We start from the raw sequence: 14834 nt of genomic DNA, 5'->3' as shown, positions 1-14834 counted from the left end.
TATTTTGCGTTTTGGTGATCTGTGCGGCTGGGTTTTGGATGCGTATTTATGTATACATATTACACATGAGCAAAAATAACCCGTTTACAAATAACACAGCTTTTCGCTGGCGCATCAGCGGCCTGCAACGCACCCTGCTGCTGTTTGTGGTGCTGCCTCTGGTGCTGCTCACGGCCTTTGGCATTCGTCTGGGGCTGGAGCAGGCTAATCAATATCAGGAGCAGCGCCTTAAAAACGATCTTGAGCTGCTGGGCCGGGCCATCAGCATTCCCATTGGCGATGCGGTCAACAGAGGCGATATGGAGGCGGTGGCGGTAGCGCTGCGCTCGGTGTTTGTGCTGGGCGAGGTGTATGGTGCCTCGGTATTTGATGTGGATGGCAACCGCATTGCCGCCGCCGGCTTTGCCGTAAAAGATCTGACCGCCACCACCATTCCGGCGCGCATTCGCTTTACCGGCGAAAGTCAGGAGGCCTTCAGCCGGGTGGATGGCCGGCGCTTGTTTTCCCATTTTCTGCCTGTGTTTGATACCGGCGGTCAGATACGGGGGCTGATCCAGATCTCCCGCCGGGCCAGCGACTTCGACCGGGCCCTGCAGCAGTTTACGGTCATTGCCTGGGTGGGCTGGGGCCTATTCAGCCTGGTGATCCTGGCTAGTGTGCTGCTGGGGCACTACGGTGGCGTGGGGCGTTATGTGGATAATTTGCTGGCGCATATGAAGAGAGTGAAGGATGGCGAGCTGTCTCACCGGGCAGCGCTGAATGGCCCGCAGGAGGTAGCCAGCCTGGCGCTGGGGCTGAACCGCATGCTGGACAGCATAGAAGCTGCGCACCGCAGTCTGGATGCGCACCGTGAAGCGGAAACCCGGCTGCTGGCCCAGCTGAAAGATAATGAAAAAATGGCCGCCATCGGCAGCATGGCCCGGGGCATAGCCCATGAGCTGGGCGCGCCTCTGAGTGTGATTGACGGCCGCGCCCGGCGGCTGGAGCGTTCCGGCAGTCTTAATGCACAGCAACAGCATAATCTGAACGGCATTCGTGCCCAGGTGCAGCGCCTTACCCGCACAGTGCGCCAGTTGCTGGATTATTGCCGGCCTGCTGCCACTCAGACCCGGCTGCTGCATGCCGGACAAGTGATTGCCGATGCCTCGGCCGCCATGGCCCCCGAGCTGGAAGCCGGTGGCTGCCGGTTAAGCCGGCAGGTGCCCTCGGGGTTGCCGCCTTTTGCGGCCGATGCAGGCCGGCTGGAGCTGGCGCTGCTGAATTTGCTGCGCAATGCCCTGCAGGCGGGAGCCAGTCATATTGAGATTGCGGCCGCCGCGAGTGAAGACCTGCTGACCATCTGCGTACGTGACAACGGCCCCGGCCTGCCCAAAGGGCATGATGCCACTACCCTGACAGAGCCGTTTTTCACCACTAAATCGCCCGGTGAAGGCACCGGTCTGGGCCTGGCCATAGTGCAGGCGGTGGCAGACGAGCAGGGCGGCACTTTCACCCTGGCCAACCATGGGCAGGGTGGTTGCGAGGCCTGTCTGGTATTGCCCCTGAATCATGCACTCAAGGAGGTGCCGGCATGAGCAAAACCGATCATATTCTGCTGGTGGAAGACGATGCCGCCCTGCGGGAGCTGCTGGAAGAAGAGCTGGAGGCTGAAGGCTACCGGGTTACCGCCTGCGGCGATGCGGAGCAGGGCCTGCACTGGCTGCAGACGCAGCCGCCGGATCTGCTGATAAGCGACTTGCGCCTGCCGGGCAAGGACGGACTCAGCCTATTGCCGGCCCTCAAGGCGCAGGACATGCCGCCGGCAGTGCTGATTATTACCGCCTTTGGCTCTGTGCAGCAGGCGGTTAAAGCCCTGCAGGCCGGTGCCGATGACTTTTTAACCAAGCCGCTGGAGATGGATCATTTTCTGCTTACCGTGAGCCGGCTGTTGGAAAACCGCCGGTTACGCCGCGAAGTGCAGCAATATCGCAATATGCTGGCCATTGAGCAGTTTCACGGCATTATCGGGCAAAGCCCGGCCATGCAGCAGCTGTTTCATCAGATTCGGCAGGTGGCTACTGCCGATGCCCCCGTGCTGGTGCAGGGAGAGAGCGGCACCGGCAAGGAGCTGGTGGCCCGGGCGCTGCATGATCAAAGCCAGCGCAGTGCCGGGCCCTATATGGTGGTGAACTGCGGCGGCATTCCCGGTGAGCTGATGGAAAGCGAGTTTTTCGGTCATGCCGCCGGTGCCTTTACCGGTGCCAAAAGCCGGCGGGCCGGGCTGTTTCAGCAGGCCAATGGCGGCACCCTGCTGCTGGATGAAATGGGAGAAATGCCTCTGCCGTTGCAGGCCAAGCTGCTGCGGGTGTTGCAGGACGGCAAGGTCAGGCCGGTGGGCAGTGACCATGAAATTCAGCTGGATGTGCGCATTATCGCCGCCACCAACCGCAAGTTAACCGAGGCGGTGGCCGATGGCAGCTTTCGGGAAGACCTGTTTTACCGGCTGGAAACCTTTGCCCTGCAGATACCGCCGTTGCGGGAGCGGGGGGACGACATACAGCGGCTGGCGGCGTTTTTTCTGACCCGGTTCAACGCCCGGCAGCAGCGCCATATCAAGGGCTTCAGCGATGAGGCCAGTGCGCTGCTGCAGCATTATGCCTTTCCGGGCAATGTGCGTGAGTTGCAAAACGCCGTGGAGCGGGCCGCCACCTTTTGTGATGGTGCCCTGATAGACGTGGAGCATCTGCCCCAGCGCATTCGCGAGCAGGGCGACGCCGGGCCAGAACCTGTCGCCGGCGAGGGGCGAGCGTCAGATCATGCTGAAGCGCTGCCCAGTCTGGAAACGGTGCAGCGCCGGCATATTCACCGGGTGCTGGCCGCCACCGAGGGCAACAAGCGGCGGGCGGCAGAGATTCTGGGCATTACCCGCCGCACTCTTTACCGCTGGCTGGAATAAAGAGCTTATTCCTGCTCAAAGGGCTGGTACTGAATTTTATTGATGTACCATTCCTTTGTGCCCGACGGCGTTTTTACCAGCACTTCGTCGTCTGTCTGTTTGCCGATAAGCGCCCGGGCCATGGGTGAGTCTATGGTGATGTGGTTGTTTTTGGTGTCGATTTCGTCGGGGCCGACAATGCGGTAGCGCACGACCTCGCCGTCTTCGTTTTCCAGCTCTACCCAGGCACCAAAAAACACCTTGCCGTTCTGACGCGGGTCGTGATCGATGATCTTCACCGCTTCCAGCCGCTTCATCAGATAGCGCACCCGGCGGTCAATTTCCCGTAGTCTTTTCTTGCCGTAGATATACTCTGCATTCTCGCTTCGGTCGCCGAGGGCTGCTGCTTCCGACACCGACTGAGTCACCGCAGGGCGCTCCACCTTCCACAGATATTTAAGCTCTTCATCCAGCTTGTGCCAGCCGGCACGGGTGATCAGATTGGTTTTCATTGAACGGACTCAACGGCTTAACAATGGCAGTTATTGTGCGTCAGCGACCTCAGCGCCGTCTACTCCCAGGCCGGAAAGGGGTCGGGCAGCCGTTGCCAGCCCGCAGCGCCCGCGCGAATTTCGTCGTCGGTGAGCAGGCAGGCGTCCAGTTGCTGGCAAATTGCGTGTTGGTTCAGCCCCTGACCAATAAACACCAGCTCTTGCCGGCGATCGCCATAGGGCTCGGCCCAGCTAGCCAGTATATGCTCCCGGCTTTCTTCATCCTCGGGCCATTCTTCTTTGGGCACGGCCTGCCAGAACAGGCCGGCACCACCGTGATAGGCAATGCCACCGGCCTGGTTCCACTGGCCGGCCAAATCGGGGCGGCTGGCCAGCCAGAAAAAGCCCTTGGAGCGCAGCAGCCGGCCCTGCTCCTGAGGCTGGTGCAAAAACGCAAAAAAGCGCTGAGGATGAAAGGGGCGGCGGGCCCGATAAACAAAGCTGCCGATATGGTATTCCTCGGTTTCCGGCTGGTGCTCGCCGCGCAGTTCTTGCAGCCAGCCCGGCGCGCTGGCGGCCCGCTCAAAGTTAAAGCGCCCTGTGTTCAGCACTTTGTGCAGCGGTACCCGGCCCTGACTGACGGGCAGTATCTCGGCTGTCGGGTTTAGCCGGGCAAGAATGGCGGTAAGTTCTGCCAGCTGCGCGTCGCTCACCAGATCGGTTTTGCTGATCAGTAACAGATCGCAGAATTCCACCTGTTCAATCAGCAGATCGGTCACGCTGCGCTCGTCTTCCTCACCCAGGCTTTCGCCTCGTTCGGCCAGGGCGTCGGCGGCCTGAAAATCCGCCAGAAAGTTCACCGCATCCACCACTGTGACCAGAGTATCGAGCCGGGCAATGTGATTCAGGCATTGGCCGTTTTCGCTCTCAAAGGTAAAGGTTTCGGCTACCGGCATGGGCTCCGAGATGCCGGTAGACTCGATCACCAGACAATCAAAGCGGCCTTCAGTGGCCAGCCGGCTGACTTCCTGCAGCAGATCTTCCCGCAGGGTACAGCAGATGCAGCCATTGCTCATTTCCACCAACCGGTCTTCGCCTCTGTGCAGGCCGACCTGCTGCTGTACCGTGGCCGCATCGATATTCACCTCGCTCATATCGTTAACGATCACTGCCACCCGCAGGCCCTGCCGGTTATTGAGAATATGGTTCAGCACTGTGGTTTTGCCGGCACCGAGAAAGCCGGACAACACAGTAACGGGAAGGGGAGAATGGCAGTGCATGGTAGTGGCTCCGTATGCTGGCCGTGGATTTAAAGACATTTGTTGTTATAACATAACATATCTTTATTTCTTCGTGTATCAGCAAGGAACCTTGAACATGAATATGACCGAATTGTCGCCGGTGTCAGCTGCCGGCACCGAAGCCGGCGTGCTTGCTCGCATCTATCAGCCGGACTGCAATCTGGCGGTGTGGCAGCGGCCGCTGCCTTCGAACATAACGGATTATGTCGCCCGGCTGCATCAGGCGAGCAGCCGGGTCAGCGTGCGGCAGCTGTTACCCCCGCAGCAAGTGGCAACCGCGCTGGCGGAACAGCTGCCGGATCTGCCGGGCCGGGCGGCGCTGGCAAAGGATGTGCAGCAGCTGGCGGAGATGTTTGTCTGTTTATTTGAGCTGAAACGGGTAGGCGTGCGGCTGGCCAGCCTGCAAACCGCCATGTGTCCGCGCTTTCATACCGACCGCTTGCCCTGCCGGCTGGTGAGCACTTATTCCGGCCCGGGCACTCACTGGCTGAATACACCGCAGCGGAACCAGCTGCTGGAACAGGGCGGAGCGGAGCCGGCGCAGTGGCAGCAACTGGCGGCGGGCGAGGTGGCGCTGATGAAAGGGGAAGGCTGGCAGGGCCAGGAAGGCTGTGGTCTTTGGCATCGATCACCGCCGGTGCCCACCGGTTATCGCCGGTTGTTTCTGTCGATGGATTTTGGGGGTTAGCAAGCTGTCCGGCCTTTACATGGGTAAACCGGCTTTTACAATAATGCGCTTTGTGTCAAAAACGGAGACAAAGCCTATGCAGTTTTCTCATTGTGAACGGCCGGGCGGCATCAGCCTGGCGGCGCGGCCCCTGTTGTGTGTGGCCACCGGTGAATACAGCGAGAAGGGGTGGTTTACATAATGCCTGCCCAACATCAGCGCCGGCGGGTGGCCGCCGATACTTATCCCCTGCTCAAACACCTCAAACACACCTTTGTCCGTGAGGCCGGCTACCTCAGCCGTGGTCACTGGACCCTGAATCACCTGCTGGATTACACCCAGCTGCGTGATGAGTTTTCCGATTATCCCTGGTTATTTCCCGAATGGCTGGACCGGCTGTCTTTACAGCTGATGGACTGGCACCACCCCGAGCACAGGCCACTGTTTGAGCGTTTTCGCCATAGCGCCCTGCACGAGCATAAAGATGTGTATGCGCCCCGGCCCCTGTTCTGGGGCGAGAGCCGGCCGCAAGAACAAGGTGCCGATGCGGCACCGCGTATTCACGACTTCGGCATGGATTATCGCTGTAATGTGGCCCTGCTGGACCATGAGTGTGAACAGCCGCGCATGGTGGGCAACTGGGTGCTGAGCTTTGCCGTCGACATTCCCGCAGAGCGGCCGGCACCGGCACTGGAAATGACCCTGAACAGCCTGTATCTGCTGCCGGAATGGCAGGGCTATGGTGTGGGCTCGGCAGTTAACCGCGTGGTCAGTGAGCTGATCTGCAAAGTGCTGTCGCCGCCGCTGGCAGAAGCCATGCCAGAGGCACTGCCGGCGGCGCCGGCCATGCAGTTTGATGCCGGTTACACCAGCCGCAACGGCCAGCGCATGGGCCGGCAAATTGCCCGCCGGCTGGCACCGCTGGCCCGCCGGCATGGCCTGCTTTATTACGACAGCAGCCGGTTTGCCAGTCAGGGCACCGCCCGCGAGGGTATTACCGCCTAGCTGAAGTTAATGTGCTGAAAATGCGGATTGGGCCTGGTGGCGCTCATGCTGGCCAGGCCCGACAGCGGCAGCAGGCACACCTGCGTGCCTGTGTTCAGCTTCAGGCATTCCTCTTTGTGTTCATTGCGGCTGGTGTCCAGTGCTATGCCGGTAATTTGTTCGCCTGTGGTCAGTGTCAGCCTGATTTCATAACGATACATACAGGCAATCTCCAGATAATCATGTTGATCGCAGTTCATCATGGCAGCGCTTTCCTGTGGTAGTGAGCAAGAGTCCGGTCCCATTCGAAGCATTTTCCTCTTGTGCTAATTTTGTACAAGGGTTAGAACTGTGGAAGACGGCCGGAGCCGTTCCGGCTGCTCTGTTCGAATAGAGGATGTTCGTATGGTGACAAGGAATAAAAAGGCGGTCGCACTGGCAGTGTTTGCGGCCCTGGGTTATGGCGCTGCCTTTGCTGCCAGCGCTGAGACCATTAAAATTGCCATTGCCGGCCCCATTACCGGTCCGGTGGCCCAGTATGGTGATATGCAGTTTACCGGCGGCCGCATGGCGGTGGAGCTTATCAACAAATCGGGCAAGCTGGGCGAGCACACCCTGGAAGCGGTGGAGTTCGACGACGCCTGTGATCCCAAGCAGGCGGTGGCGGTAGCCAACCGCATTGTCAATGACGGCATTCAGTTTGTGGCCGGTCACCTGTGCTCCGACAGCACCCTGCCGGCGTCGGATGTGTATGACGACGAAGGCATTCTGATGATTACCCCAGCGGCCACCAGCCCCACCATTACCGAGCGTGATCTTGAGTTTGTGATGCGCACCATAGGCCTCGACAGTGATCAGGGCCCCACAGCCGCACGCCATATCGTGGATAAGGTAAAACCCGAGCGCATCGCCATTATTCACGACAAGAAACAATACGGTGAAGGCCTGGCCTCCAGCGTGCGCGATGCTCTGAAGGAAGCCAACGCCAATGTGGTGGCCTATGAGGGCATTACTTCCGGCGATAAAGACTTCTCGGCGCTGATTGCCAAACTGCAGAGAGACAAGGTGGACTTTGTCTATTACGGCGGTTACCACCCTGAGCTGGGGCTGATTTTGCGTCAGTCTGCTGAAAAAGGCTTCAATGCCCGCTTTATGGGTCCGGAAGGAGTCGGTCATAAAGATATTACCTCCATTGCCGGTGATGCCTCGGAAGGCCTGCTGGTGACCCTGCCCAAAAAATATGACCTCGAGCCGGCCAACGCCGACATAGTGGCCGCCATTCAGGCTAAAGGTGAAGATCCCACCGGCCCCTTTGTGTGGACCACCTACGCCGCCATTGAGGCCTTTGCCGAGGGCATAAAACGGGCCGGTACCGATCCGGAAGCCGTGGCCACGGCGCTGCGCGCCGAGCCGGTAGAAACCGTGATGGGGCCGCTGTCCTGGGACGACAAGGGCGATCTCAAGGGCTTTGAGTTCGGCGTGTTCGAGTGGCACAAAGACGGCTCTTCCACTCAGCTTTAATCATAATAAGACATTTCATCGTCAACGGGCGGAGCCTGCTCCGCCTGCATTGACGGCGCTCATCGTGCTACGACAAGGAAAGGTTGTATGTCCGAGCCCCTTCTTTATTTTATTCAGCAGCTGCTTAATGGTCTGACCATCGGCAGCACCTACGCCCTGATCGCCATCGGCTACACCATGGTGTATGGCATTATCGGCATGATTAACTTCGCCCACGGCGAGGTTTACATGATTGGGGCCTACGCCGCCTTTATGGTGATGACGGCCCTGGCCATGTTGGGCATAGACAGCACAGTGCTGCTGCTGTGTGCCGCCTTTCTGGTGAGCATTATCATTACCAGCGTCTATGGTTATTCCATCGAGCGGGTGGCCTACCGGCCGCTGCGCCACAGCAAACGGCTGATTGCCCTTATCTCGGCCATCGGCATGTCCATTTTTCTGCAAAACATGATGCGTCTGGCCCAGGGCTCCCGGGATGTGGCCATTCCGCCGCTGTTGCCGGGTGGCTGGAGCTTTGGCGGAGAGGGCTTTCAGGCCAGCCTGTCTTATATGCAGCTGATCATTTTTGTGGTCACCTTTATTGCCATGACCTTGCTGTCGCTGTTTATTTCCCGCTCGCGCATGGGCCGGGCCTGCCGGGCCTGCGCCGAAGATCTGAAAATGGCCAACCTGCTGGGCATTAACAGCAACAGCATTATCGCGCTCACTTTTGTGATTGGTGCCGCGCTGGCGGCGGTGGCCGGTGTGTTGCTGGGCTCCTATTACGGTGTGATCAACCCTTATATCGGCTTTATTGCCGGGCTCAAGGCCTTTACCGCCGCCGTGCTCGGTGGCATTGGCAGCATTCCCGGTGCCGTGATTGGCGGCCTGCTGCTGGGCGTGACCGAAGCCATGACAGGCGCTTATTTCAGTACCGAATACAAAGACGTGGTGTCCTTTGGCCTGCTGATTTTTGTGCTGCTGTTTATGCCTACCGGCATTCTGGGCAAACCGGAGGTAGAAAAGGTATGAGCCGACTTAAACCTGCTTTTATTGCCGCCGGGCTGTTTCTGCTGCTGGCGGGCTGGCTGCTTGGCTTTCGGCTGGAAACTGAGGGCACGCAACTGATAGTGGCCAACCGGCTGGATGCCAGCTGGCAGTGGCTGGCGCTGGGGGCCTGGCTGGTGTTTGTGGCCCAGTTGTTTGCCGAGCAATGGCGCAAGCCTTTTCGCTATCTGGCGGATCGCAAGGGCAGCTTTGCGCTGCCGGCACCGGAAGAGCAGCCCTGGCTGTATCGCATTGTGACCGTGCTGGTGCTGGGCACCTTGCTGGTGTGGCCTTTTATGGGCTCCCGCGGAGCCGTGGATCTGGCCACCCTCACACTGATTTATGTGATGCTGGGGCTGGGGCTGAACGTGGTGGTGGGGCTGGCGGGCCTGCTCGACCTGGGTTACGTCGCCTTTTACGCGGTGGGGGCCTACAGCTATGCGCTGCTGAACGCCTACTTCGGGCTGGATTTCTGGACCTGTCTGCTGCTGGGCGGTGCTCTGGCGGCGCTGGCGGGCTTTTTACTGGGCTTTCCGGTGCTGCGGTTGCGAGGGGATTATCTGGCCATCGTCACCCTGGGGTTTGGCGAGATTATTCGCATTCTGCTCAATAACATGACAGAGATTACCGGCGGCCCCAATGGCATTGCCGGTATTCCCAAACCCACTTTGTTCGGGCTGGAGTTCGAGCGCCGGGGCGATAACACCTTTCACGAGTTTTTCGGCATTGCCTATAACTCGGGCTACAAGGTGATTTTTCTTTATCTGCTGGCACTGGTGCTGGTGGTATTGACCATCTTTATTATCAACCGGCTGCTGCGCATGCCGCTCGGCCGGGCCTGGGAGGCGCTGCGGGAAGACGAAATCGCCTGCCGTTCGCTGGGGCTGAACCCGACGCTGATCAAGCTCAGCGCCTTTACCATAGGGGCCGCCTTTGCCGGCTTTGCGGGCTGCTTTTTTGCCGCCCGGCAGGGCTTTATCAGCCCTGAATCCTTCGTGTTTATCGAGTCGGCCATTATTCTTGCCATCGTGGTGCTGGGGGGCATGGGCTCACAAATTGGCGTGGTGCTGGCGGCCATTATCATGACCATATTGCCCGAGCTGACCCGGGAATTTAATGAATATCGCATGCTGTTGTTTGGCCTGCTGATGGTGCTGATGATGATCTGGCGGCCGCAAGGCCTGCTGCCCATGCATCGCCCCCACATGGAGCTGAAATCATGAGTGAACTGCTGAACGTAGCCGGACTCACCATGCGCTTTGGCGGCCTGGTGGCGGTAGACGGGGTGGCGCTGGCCATGCAGGAGCGGCAAATCGTGTCCATTATCGGCCCCAACGGGGCCGGCAAAACCACCGTTTTCAACTGCCTGTCGGGGTTTTACCGGCCCAGTGGCGGCAGTGTTAACTTTCGCGGTCAGGCCATTGCCGGCTTGCCCGGCCATAAAATTGCCCGTTTGGGCATGGTGCGCACCTTTCAGCATGTGCGCCTGTTTAAGGAAATGACGGTGCTGGAAAACCTGCTGGTGGCCCAGCATGCCCACCTTAATACGCACTTTCTTGCGGGCTTGCTGAAAACCCCGGCCTTTCGCCGGGCCGAGCGGGAAGGGCTGGAGCGGGCTCATTACTGGCTGGAAAAAGTGAATCTGACCGAATTTGCCAACCGCGCTGCCGGCAACCTGGCCTATGGTCAGCAGCGCCGGCTGGAAATTGCCCGCTGCATGGCGGCACGGCCGGCGCTGCTGATGCTGGACGAACCGGCGGCGGGGCTGAACCCCTTTGAAACTCAGGAGCTGAACCGGCTTATTCAGGATCTGCGCACCAATGAAGGCGTGAGCGTGTTGCTGATAGAGCACGACATGAAACTGGTGATGGATATCTCCGACCATATCTATGTGGTGAATCAGGGCCGGCCGCTGGCCGACGGCAACCCGGAAGCGGTGCGCAATCATCCTGATGTGATCAAGGCCTATCTGGGAGAAACCTGATGCTGCATGTTGATAATATTTGCGCCCACTACGGCAAGATTCAGGCCCTGGAAGACGTGACTGTGCATATTGAACAGGGCGAAATCGTGACCCTTATCGGGGCCAACGGGGCGGGCAAAACCACCCTGATGATGAGCATTTGTGGTGATCCCAAGCCCAGCAAGGGCAGGGTGATGTATGAGCAGCAGGACTTAACCGGCCTCGACACCGCCGCCATTATGCGCCGGGATATTGCCATCGTGCCGGAAGGGCGGCGTATTTTTGCCCGGCTGACGGTGGAAGAAAATCTGCATATGGGCGGTTTTTTTGTAGATAAGCGCGAGCATGCCGGCCTGATGGCCGAGGTGTTTGCCATGTTTCCGCGGCTCAAGGAGCGCCGGCAGCAGCGGGCCGGCACCATGTCGGGCGGGGAGCAGCAGATGCTGGCCATTGGCCGGGCGCTGATGAGCAAGCCCAGGTTGCTGCTGCTGGATGAGCCGTCTCTGGGACTGGCTCCCATTATTATTAATCAGATTTTTGACACCATCGCTCAGTTGCGGGATGAAAAGGGCATGACCATTTTTCTGGTGGAGCAGAACGCCAATCAGGCGCTGAAGCTGGCGGATCGGGGCTATGTGCTGGAAAACGGTCGTGTGGTGCTGGCCGACACAGGTGCGGCGCTGTTGGCCAACGAGCGGGTACGTAACGCCTATCTGGGCGGCTGAGGCCGAATTGGGTACACTGGCCGTCGTATTCTTGAGGAGGAATTTATGGAACAGTTTGCCCACATCTCGGTGGATGAAGCGCACACCATGCTGAGCGAAGGCCGGGCCCGGCTGGTGGATATTCGTGATCCCCAGTCGTTTGCTCTGGCCCATGCCGACGGTGCTTTTCACCTGACCAACGACAGCCTGGTGAGCTTTACCAACGAGGTGGATTACGAGACCCCGGTGATAGTGATGTGCTATCACGGCATCAGCAGTCAGGGGGCCGCTCAGTATCTGATTAATCAGGGCTTTGAAGAAGTGTATAGCCTGGATGGCGGCTTTGAAGCCTGGCGGCGCAGTCAGGCCGTGGTAGAAGCCTCGTGAAAGCCCTGCTGGTGCTGGATGATCCGCGCCGGGCGCAGGCCTTTGTGGATTATCTGGGCGAAGCCGGCCTGCATTGTGAGCTGACCCAGGACGACAGCGGCAATGTCCATATCTGGCTGGTGGATGAAACCCGCTATGAAGAGGCGCACCGGGAAGTAAAACGCTTTCTGGCCGAGCCGCTGCATCCGCGCTATCAGGAAGCATCCTGGAAGCGGGGAGACAGCCAGGTGCACTTTGCCGATGGCCCGCAGCGGGGTCTGCTCGGTGATGTGTTGCGCCAGACCGGACCGGTTAATTTGCTGGTATTACTGGCCTGCCTGGCCATTTATGGCCTGAGCTGGCTGGGTTTGCCCATGTTTGGCGTGCTGTCTTTTCCCGCTCAGCTGAGTGACCTGCTCGGAGCCCAGTTCTGGCGCGGCTTTACGCCGGCGCTGATGCACTTTTCCCTGATGCATCTGGTGTTTAACCTGTTCTGGTGGTGGTATCTGGGCGGCATGGTGGAACGCCGGCTGGGCAGTGGCAAGCTGCTTACTCTGCTGCTGGTGGCAGCCGTATTGCCCAATGTGCTGCAGTTCTGGGAAAGCGGCCCACGCTTTGGCGGCCTGTCGGGAGTGGTATACGCCCTGCTGGCCTATGTGTGGCTCAGTGGCCGGCTTAACCCTGCCAGAGGCATTGGCCTGCCCGATGGCATGGCGGTGTTTATGGTTGTCTGGCTGGTGCTGGGCTTTGCCGATATGCTCGGCACTCCGGTGGCCAATATGGCTCACCTGGGCGGTGCCGTGATTGGCCTGCTGCAGGCCTGGCTGGATAACAGACGCACTCTTACTGGTAGAGAAAGGTAGTAAACAGCACTCGCCGCACCGGTGTTTCGCCGGTTTCTTTCAGCAGCAGCTCATTCAGCCGTTGCCGGCCTTCGTTGGCAAGCTCGGTGCGGGCCGGCAGGGAGCGTATTTCCTGCCGGTTTTTCTCTGCCAGCAGATCATTGAGGGCATCCCGCAGCAGCGGCATATTATTCTCCACCAGCGGCAGCTGCTCCGGCCGCTCCAGCATCAAATCCACTGCCACTCTTACATAGCCCAGGTTTTGCTCGGAGTTCTGGTAGTTGGTAATAATGTCCGGCGTCATGGTGTAATATATTGGCCCGGTGGGCTCCGCCGGTTGTTCCTGTGCACTGAGGGTGGCCGAGGCGGCCAGCAGCAGGTAAAAGGCAGCAAACCGAAACATATGAGTCTCCGATAAGGAATCGAGCGGGCATTGTTTAAATTTTTGCCGGTGCGGTCAAGTTAAACGGCCAGGCAGGACCCAATGAGTTTTTATGTCTTTGTTATTCCAAGAAACAAACACGACGCCCAGCATAGACAATGACTGGCACTGGGGCCAGTTGCCACCGGCATCACCGGCGCTGCAAAGCTGGCTGCATGAGCCGGGCTCGCTGACCCGCCGGTTGCGGCGTCATTGTGCACAGTTTCATGTAAAAGTGCTGGCCGACGGCGTATTAAGGCCGCTGATGCCGGCGCAGGCCGAATGGCTGCAGGCCGAACAGGGCTACTGCCGGGAAGTGCTGCTGTGCTGCGATAATCTTCCCTGGGTGTATGCCACTTCGCTGTATTCTCCGGCCACTCAGGCGGCGTTGCCGGCCTTGTCCGGTCTGGGCAGCAAGGCACTGGGCGAGCTGATGTTTGAAGCGCCGGATCTGACCCGCACGCCTTTTGAACTGACCGGCCTGACACCAACCCAGTATCAGCAGCTGGCTGCACATGCGGGGCTGGCCGCCACCGAGCCGGCCACCATGCCCTGGGCCCGTCGCTCCGCCCTCAGCACCGGCCAGGCCAGCGTGCTGGTAACCGAACTGTTTTTGCCGAATTCGGCCCCTTATCAGGATTTAGTATGACCACCCTGACGTCTTCTTCCCGCCCGCGCTGGCGCGCCTATATGGCGCTGGCCCGTCTCGACAAGCCCATCGGTACCCTGCTGCTGCTGTGGCCCACTCTGTGGGCGCTGTGGATAGCCGCCGAAGGCATGCCCTCACTCTGGCTGCTTGTCGTGTTTGTAGCGGGCGTTTTTTCCATGCGCTCTGCCGGCTGTGTGATCAACGACTATGCCGACCGGCATATCGACGGCCATGTAAAACGCACTCATGCCCGGCCGCTGCCTTCGGGAGAGCTGACCGAGCGCCAGGCCTTGAGCTTTTTTGCTCTGCTGGTGGGCATCTCCTTTGTGCTGGTGCTCACCACCAACCTGTTTACCATAGGACTGGCCTTTGCCGGCTTGTTCTGGGCGGCGCTCTATCCCTTTATGAAGCGCTACACCCATCTGCCCCAGCTGTTTCTGGGCATTGCTTTTTCCTGGGCCATTCCCATGGCCTTTGCCGCTGCCAGCAATGAGCTGCCCGCCGGGCTCTGGTTGCTGTTTGCCGCCAACCTCACCTGGACCATTGCCTACGACACCATGTATGCCATGGTAGACAGAGACGACGACCTCAAAATTGGCGTTAAATCCACCGCCATTCTATTTGGCCGGCACGACAAGCTCATAGTGGGCCTGCTGCAGCTGGCCACCCTTTTTCTGCTGGTTGCCGCCGGCCGGACCTTTGAACTGGGCGCGCCCTTTTACTGGGGCTTGCTGGTTGCCGCCGGCCTGTTTGTGTATCAGCAACGGCTGATCCGCGACCGGGAGCGCATGCCCTGCTTTCGCGCCTTTCTTAACAACAACCACGCCGGCATGGCCATCTTCGCCGGCCTGGTACTGGCACTGTGGTAAATAAAGCGGGACTTTGATTTTGCTCGAAGTGGCAGTGGGGCTTGCCGTAGCCGACCATAAAACGCCATGGATGGCATTTTCGAAGGTCTTGTAGCGTGTCGGCGGAGTGGAACCGC

General features: G+C 59.3%; 17 protein-coding genes. 13 read left to right on the top strand and 4 right to left on the bottom strand.

The features are described from left to right. Positions 1–65 precede the first annotated feature (65 nt). Positions 66–1574, top strand: a complete 1509-nt coding sequence (locus tag R0I78_RS13090; RefSeq protein ID WP_317075641.1) for a sensor histidine kinase — start codon at positions 66–68, stop codon at positions 1572–1574. Then, positions 1571–2935 carry a sigma-54 dependent transcriptional regulator gene (locus R0I78_RS13085; protein ID WP_317075640.1) on the top strand — a complete coding sequence of 455 codons (1365 nt, stop codon included), beginning with the start codon at positions 1571–1573 and terminating at the stop codon, positions 2933–2935. The genes R0I78_RS13090 and R0I78_RS13085 overlap by 4 nt, the downstream gene beginning before the upstream one ends. Before the next feature lie 5 nt (positions 2936–2940). Here the strand turns inward: R0I78_RS13085 and greB are convergent, their stop codons facing one another. Both greB and zigA read right to left on the bottom strand, forming a co-directional pair. Continuing rightward, the gene (gene greB, locus R0I78_RS13080; RefSeq protein ID WP_019934766.1) at positions 2941–3426 is read right to left on the bottom strand and encodes a transcription elongation factor GreB; all 486 of its coding nucleotides are present in this window, start codon (positions 3424–3426) and stop codon (positions 2941–2943) included. A gap of 59 nt (positions 3427–3485) precedes the next feature. Then, the gene (gene zigA, locus R0I78_RS13075; RefSeq protein ID WP_317075639.1) at positions 3486–4685 is read right to left on the bottom strand and encodes a zinc metallochaperone GTPase ZigA; all 1200 of its coding nucleotides are present in this window, start codon (positions 4683–4685) and stop codon (positions 3486–3488) included. Positions 4686–4782: 97 nt separating this feature from the next. On the opposite strand from zigA, the gene R0I78_RS13070 reads away from it, so the two are divergent. Next, complete coding sequence (locus tag R0I78_RS13070; RefSeq protein ID WP_317075638.1) at positions 4783–5394, top strand: DUF1826 domain-containing protein; 612 nt, start codon at positions 4783–4785, stop codon at positions 5392–5394. A gap of 180 nt (positions 5395–5574) precedes the next feature. Further along, on the top strand, positions 5575–6378 hold the full coding sequence (locus tag R0I78_RS13065; protein WP_317075637.1) for a hypothetical protein: 804 nt from the start codon (positions 5575–5577) through the stop codon (positions 6376–6378). Here R0I78_RS13065 and R0I78_RS13060 read toward each other — a convergent pair. Continuing rightward, positions 6375–6620 (bottom strand): Rho-binding antiterminator, encoded by a 246-nt coding sequence (locus R0I78_RS13060; protein ID WP_317075636.1) that lies wholly within the window; start codon positions 6618–6620, stop codon positions 6375–6377. The two genes, R0I78_RS13065 and R0I78_RS13060, sit on opposite strands and share 4 nt — an antisense overlap. A 142-nt stretch (positions 6621–6762) precedes the next feature. Here R0I78_RS13060 and R0I78_RS13055 point away from each other — a divergent pair, with 142 nt between their 5' ends. The 7 genes from R0I78_RS13055 to glpG all read left to right on the top strand — a co-directional run bounded on the left by R0I78_RS13055 (position 6763) and on the right by glpG (position 12800). Next, on the top strand, positions 6763–7878 hold the full coding sequence (locus tag R0I78_RS13055; RefSeq protein ID WP_317075635.1) for a branched-chain amino acid ABC transporter substrate-binding protein: 1116 nt from the start codon (positions 6763–6765) through the stop codon (positions 7876–7878). 87 nt (positions 7879–7965) lie between these two features. Beyond that, entirely contained in the window at positions 7966–8889 is a 924-nt protein-coding gene (livH, locus tag R0I78_RS13050; protein ID WP_019934774.1) for a high-affinity branched-chain amino acid ABC transporter permease LivH, read from the top strand. Beyond that, positions 8886–10127, top strand: a complete 1242-nt coding sequence (locus R0I78_RS13045) for a high-affinity branched-chain amino acid ABC transporter permease LivM (protein WP_317075634.1) — start codon at positions 8886–8888, stop codon at positions 10125–10127. Before livH ends, R0I78_RS13045 begins: the two co-directional genes overlap by 4 nt. After that, entirely contained in the window at positions 10124–10888 is a 765-nt protein-coding gene (livG, locus tag R0I78_RS13040) for a high-affinity branched-chain amino acid ABC transporter ATP-binding protein LivG (RefSeq protein ID WP_019934776.1), read from the top strand. Before R0I78_RS13045 ends, livG begins: the two co-directional genes overlap by 4 nt. Beyond that, the gene (locus R0I78_RS13035) at positions 10888–11592 is read left to right on the top strand and encodes an ABC transporter ATP-binding protein (protein WP_317075633.1); all 705 of its coding nucleotides are present in this window, start codon (positions 10888–10890) and stop codon (positions 11590–11592) included. Before livG ends, R0I78_RS13035 begins: the two co-directional genes overlap by 1 nt. A 45-nt stretch (positions 11593–11637) precedes the next feature. Then, positions 11638–11958, top strand: a complete 321-nt coding sequence (gene glpE, locus R0I78_RS13030; protein WP_317075632.1) for a thiosulfate sulfurtransferase GlpE — start codon at positions 11638–11640, stop codon at positions 11956–11958. Next, positions 11955–12800, top strand: coding sequence for a rhomboid family intramembrane serine protease GlpG (gene glpG / locus R0I78_RS13025; RefSeq protein ID WP_317075631.1), 846 nt, complete (start codon positions 11955–11957; stop codon positions 12798–12800). The genes glpE and glpG overlap by 4 nt, the downstream gene beginning before the upstream one ends. Here the strand turns inward: glpG and R0I78_RS13020 are convergent. After that, a complete protein-coding gene (locus R0I78_RS13020; protein WP_317075630.1) occupies positions 12781–13182 on the bottom strand; it encodes a flagellar basal body-associated FliL family protein in 402 nt (133 codons plus the stop codon). The genes glpG and R0I78_RS13020 overlap by 20 nt on opposite strands. 91 nt (positions 13183–13273) lie before the next feature. Between R0I78_RS13020 and R0I78_RS13015 the strand changes: the two genes are divergently transcribed. Further along, the gene (locus R0I78_RS13015; protein ID WP_317075629.1) at positions 13274–13849 is read left to right on the top strand and encodes a chorismate--pyruvate lyase family protein; all 576 of its coding nucleotides are present in this window, start codon (positions 13274–13276) and stop codon (positions 13847–13849) included. After that, a complete protein-coding gene (gene ubiA, locus R0I78_RS13010) occupies positions 13846–14718 on the top strand; it encodes a 4-hydroxybenzoate octaprenyltransferase (RefSeq protein WP_317075628.1) in 873 nt (290 codons plus the stop codon). Before R0I78_RS13015 ends, ubiA begins: the two co-directional genes overlap by 4 nt. Positions 14719–14834 lie beyond the last annotated feature (116 nt).

It is taken from the genome of Oceanimonas sp. CAM02 (genome assembly GCF_032842915.1).
In the GTDB taxonomy this organism is placed as follows: Bacteria; Pseudomonadota; Gammaproteobacteria; order Enterobacterales; family Aeromonadaceae; genus Oceanimonas; species Oceanimonas smirnovii.
This window is presented reverse-complemented; position numbering and strand designations above follow the sequence as displayed.

Coding starts and splice junctions, on each gene's coding strand:
- R0I78_RS13090 (WP_317075641.1), top strand. CDS start 66: ATGAGCAAAAATAACCCGTTTACAAATAACACAGCTTTTCGCTGGCGC.
- R0I78_RS13085 (WP_317075640.1), top strand. CDS start 1,571: ATGAGCAAAACCGATCATATTCTGCTGGTGGAAGACGATGCCGCCCTG.
- greB (WP_019934766.1), bottom strand. CDS start 3,426: ATGAAAACCAATCTGATCACCCGTGCCGGCTGGCACAAGCTGGATGAA.
- zigA (WP_317075639.1), bottom strand. CDS start 4,685: ATGCACTGCCATTCTCCCCTTCCCGTTACTGTGTTGTCCGGCTTTCTC.
- R0I78_RS13070 (WP_317075638.1), top strand. CDS start 4,783: ATGAATATGACCGAATTGTCGCCGGTGTCAGCTGCCGGCACCGAAGCC.
- R0I78_RS13065 (WP_317075637.1), top strand. CDS start 5,575: ATGCCTGCCCAACATCAGCGCCGGCGGGTGGCCGCCGATACTTATCCC.
- R0I78_RS13060 (WP_317075636.1), bottom strand. CDS start 6,620: ATGATGAACTGCGATCAACATGATTATCTGGAGATTGCCTGTATGTAT.
- R0I78_RS13055 (WP_317075635.1), top strand. CDS start 6,763: ATGGTGACAAGGAATAAAAAGGCGGTCGCACTGGCAGTGTTTGCGGCC.
- livH (WP_019934774.1), top strand. CDS start 7,966: ATGTCCGAGCCCCTTCTTTATTTTATTCAGCAGCTGCTTAATGGTCTG.
- R0I78_RS13045 (WP_317075634.1), top strand. CDS start 8,886: ATGAGCCGACTTAAACCTGCTTTTATTGCCGCCGGGCTGTTTCTGCTG.
- livG (WP_019934776.1), top strand. CDS start 10,124: ATGAGTGAACTGCTGAACGTAGCCGGACTCACCATGCGCTTTGGCGGC.
- R0I78_RS13035 (WP_317075633.1), top strand. CDS start 10,888: ATGCTGCATGTTGATAATATTTGCGCCCACTACGGCAAGATTCAGGCC.
- glpE (WP_317075632.1), top strand. CDS start 11,638: ATGGAACAGTTTGCCCACATCTCGGTGGATGAAGCGCACACCATGCTG.
- R0I78_RS13020 (WP_317075630.1), bottom strand. CDS start 13,182: ATGTTTCGGTTTGCTGCCTTTTACCTGCTGCTGGCCGCCTCGGCCACC.
- R0I78_RS13015 (WP_317075629.1), top strand. CDS start 13,274: ATGTCTTTGTTATTCCAAGAAACAAACACGACGCCCAGCATAGACAAT.
- ubiA (WP_317075628.1), top strand. CDS start 13,846: ATGACCACCCTGACGTCTTCTTCCCGCCCGCGCTGGCGCGCCTATATG.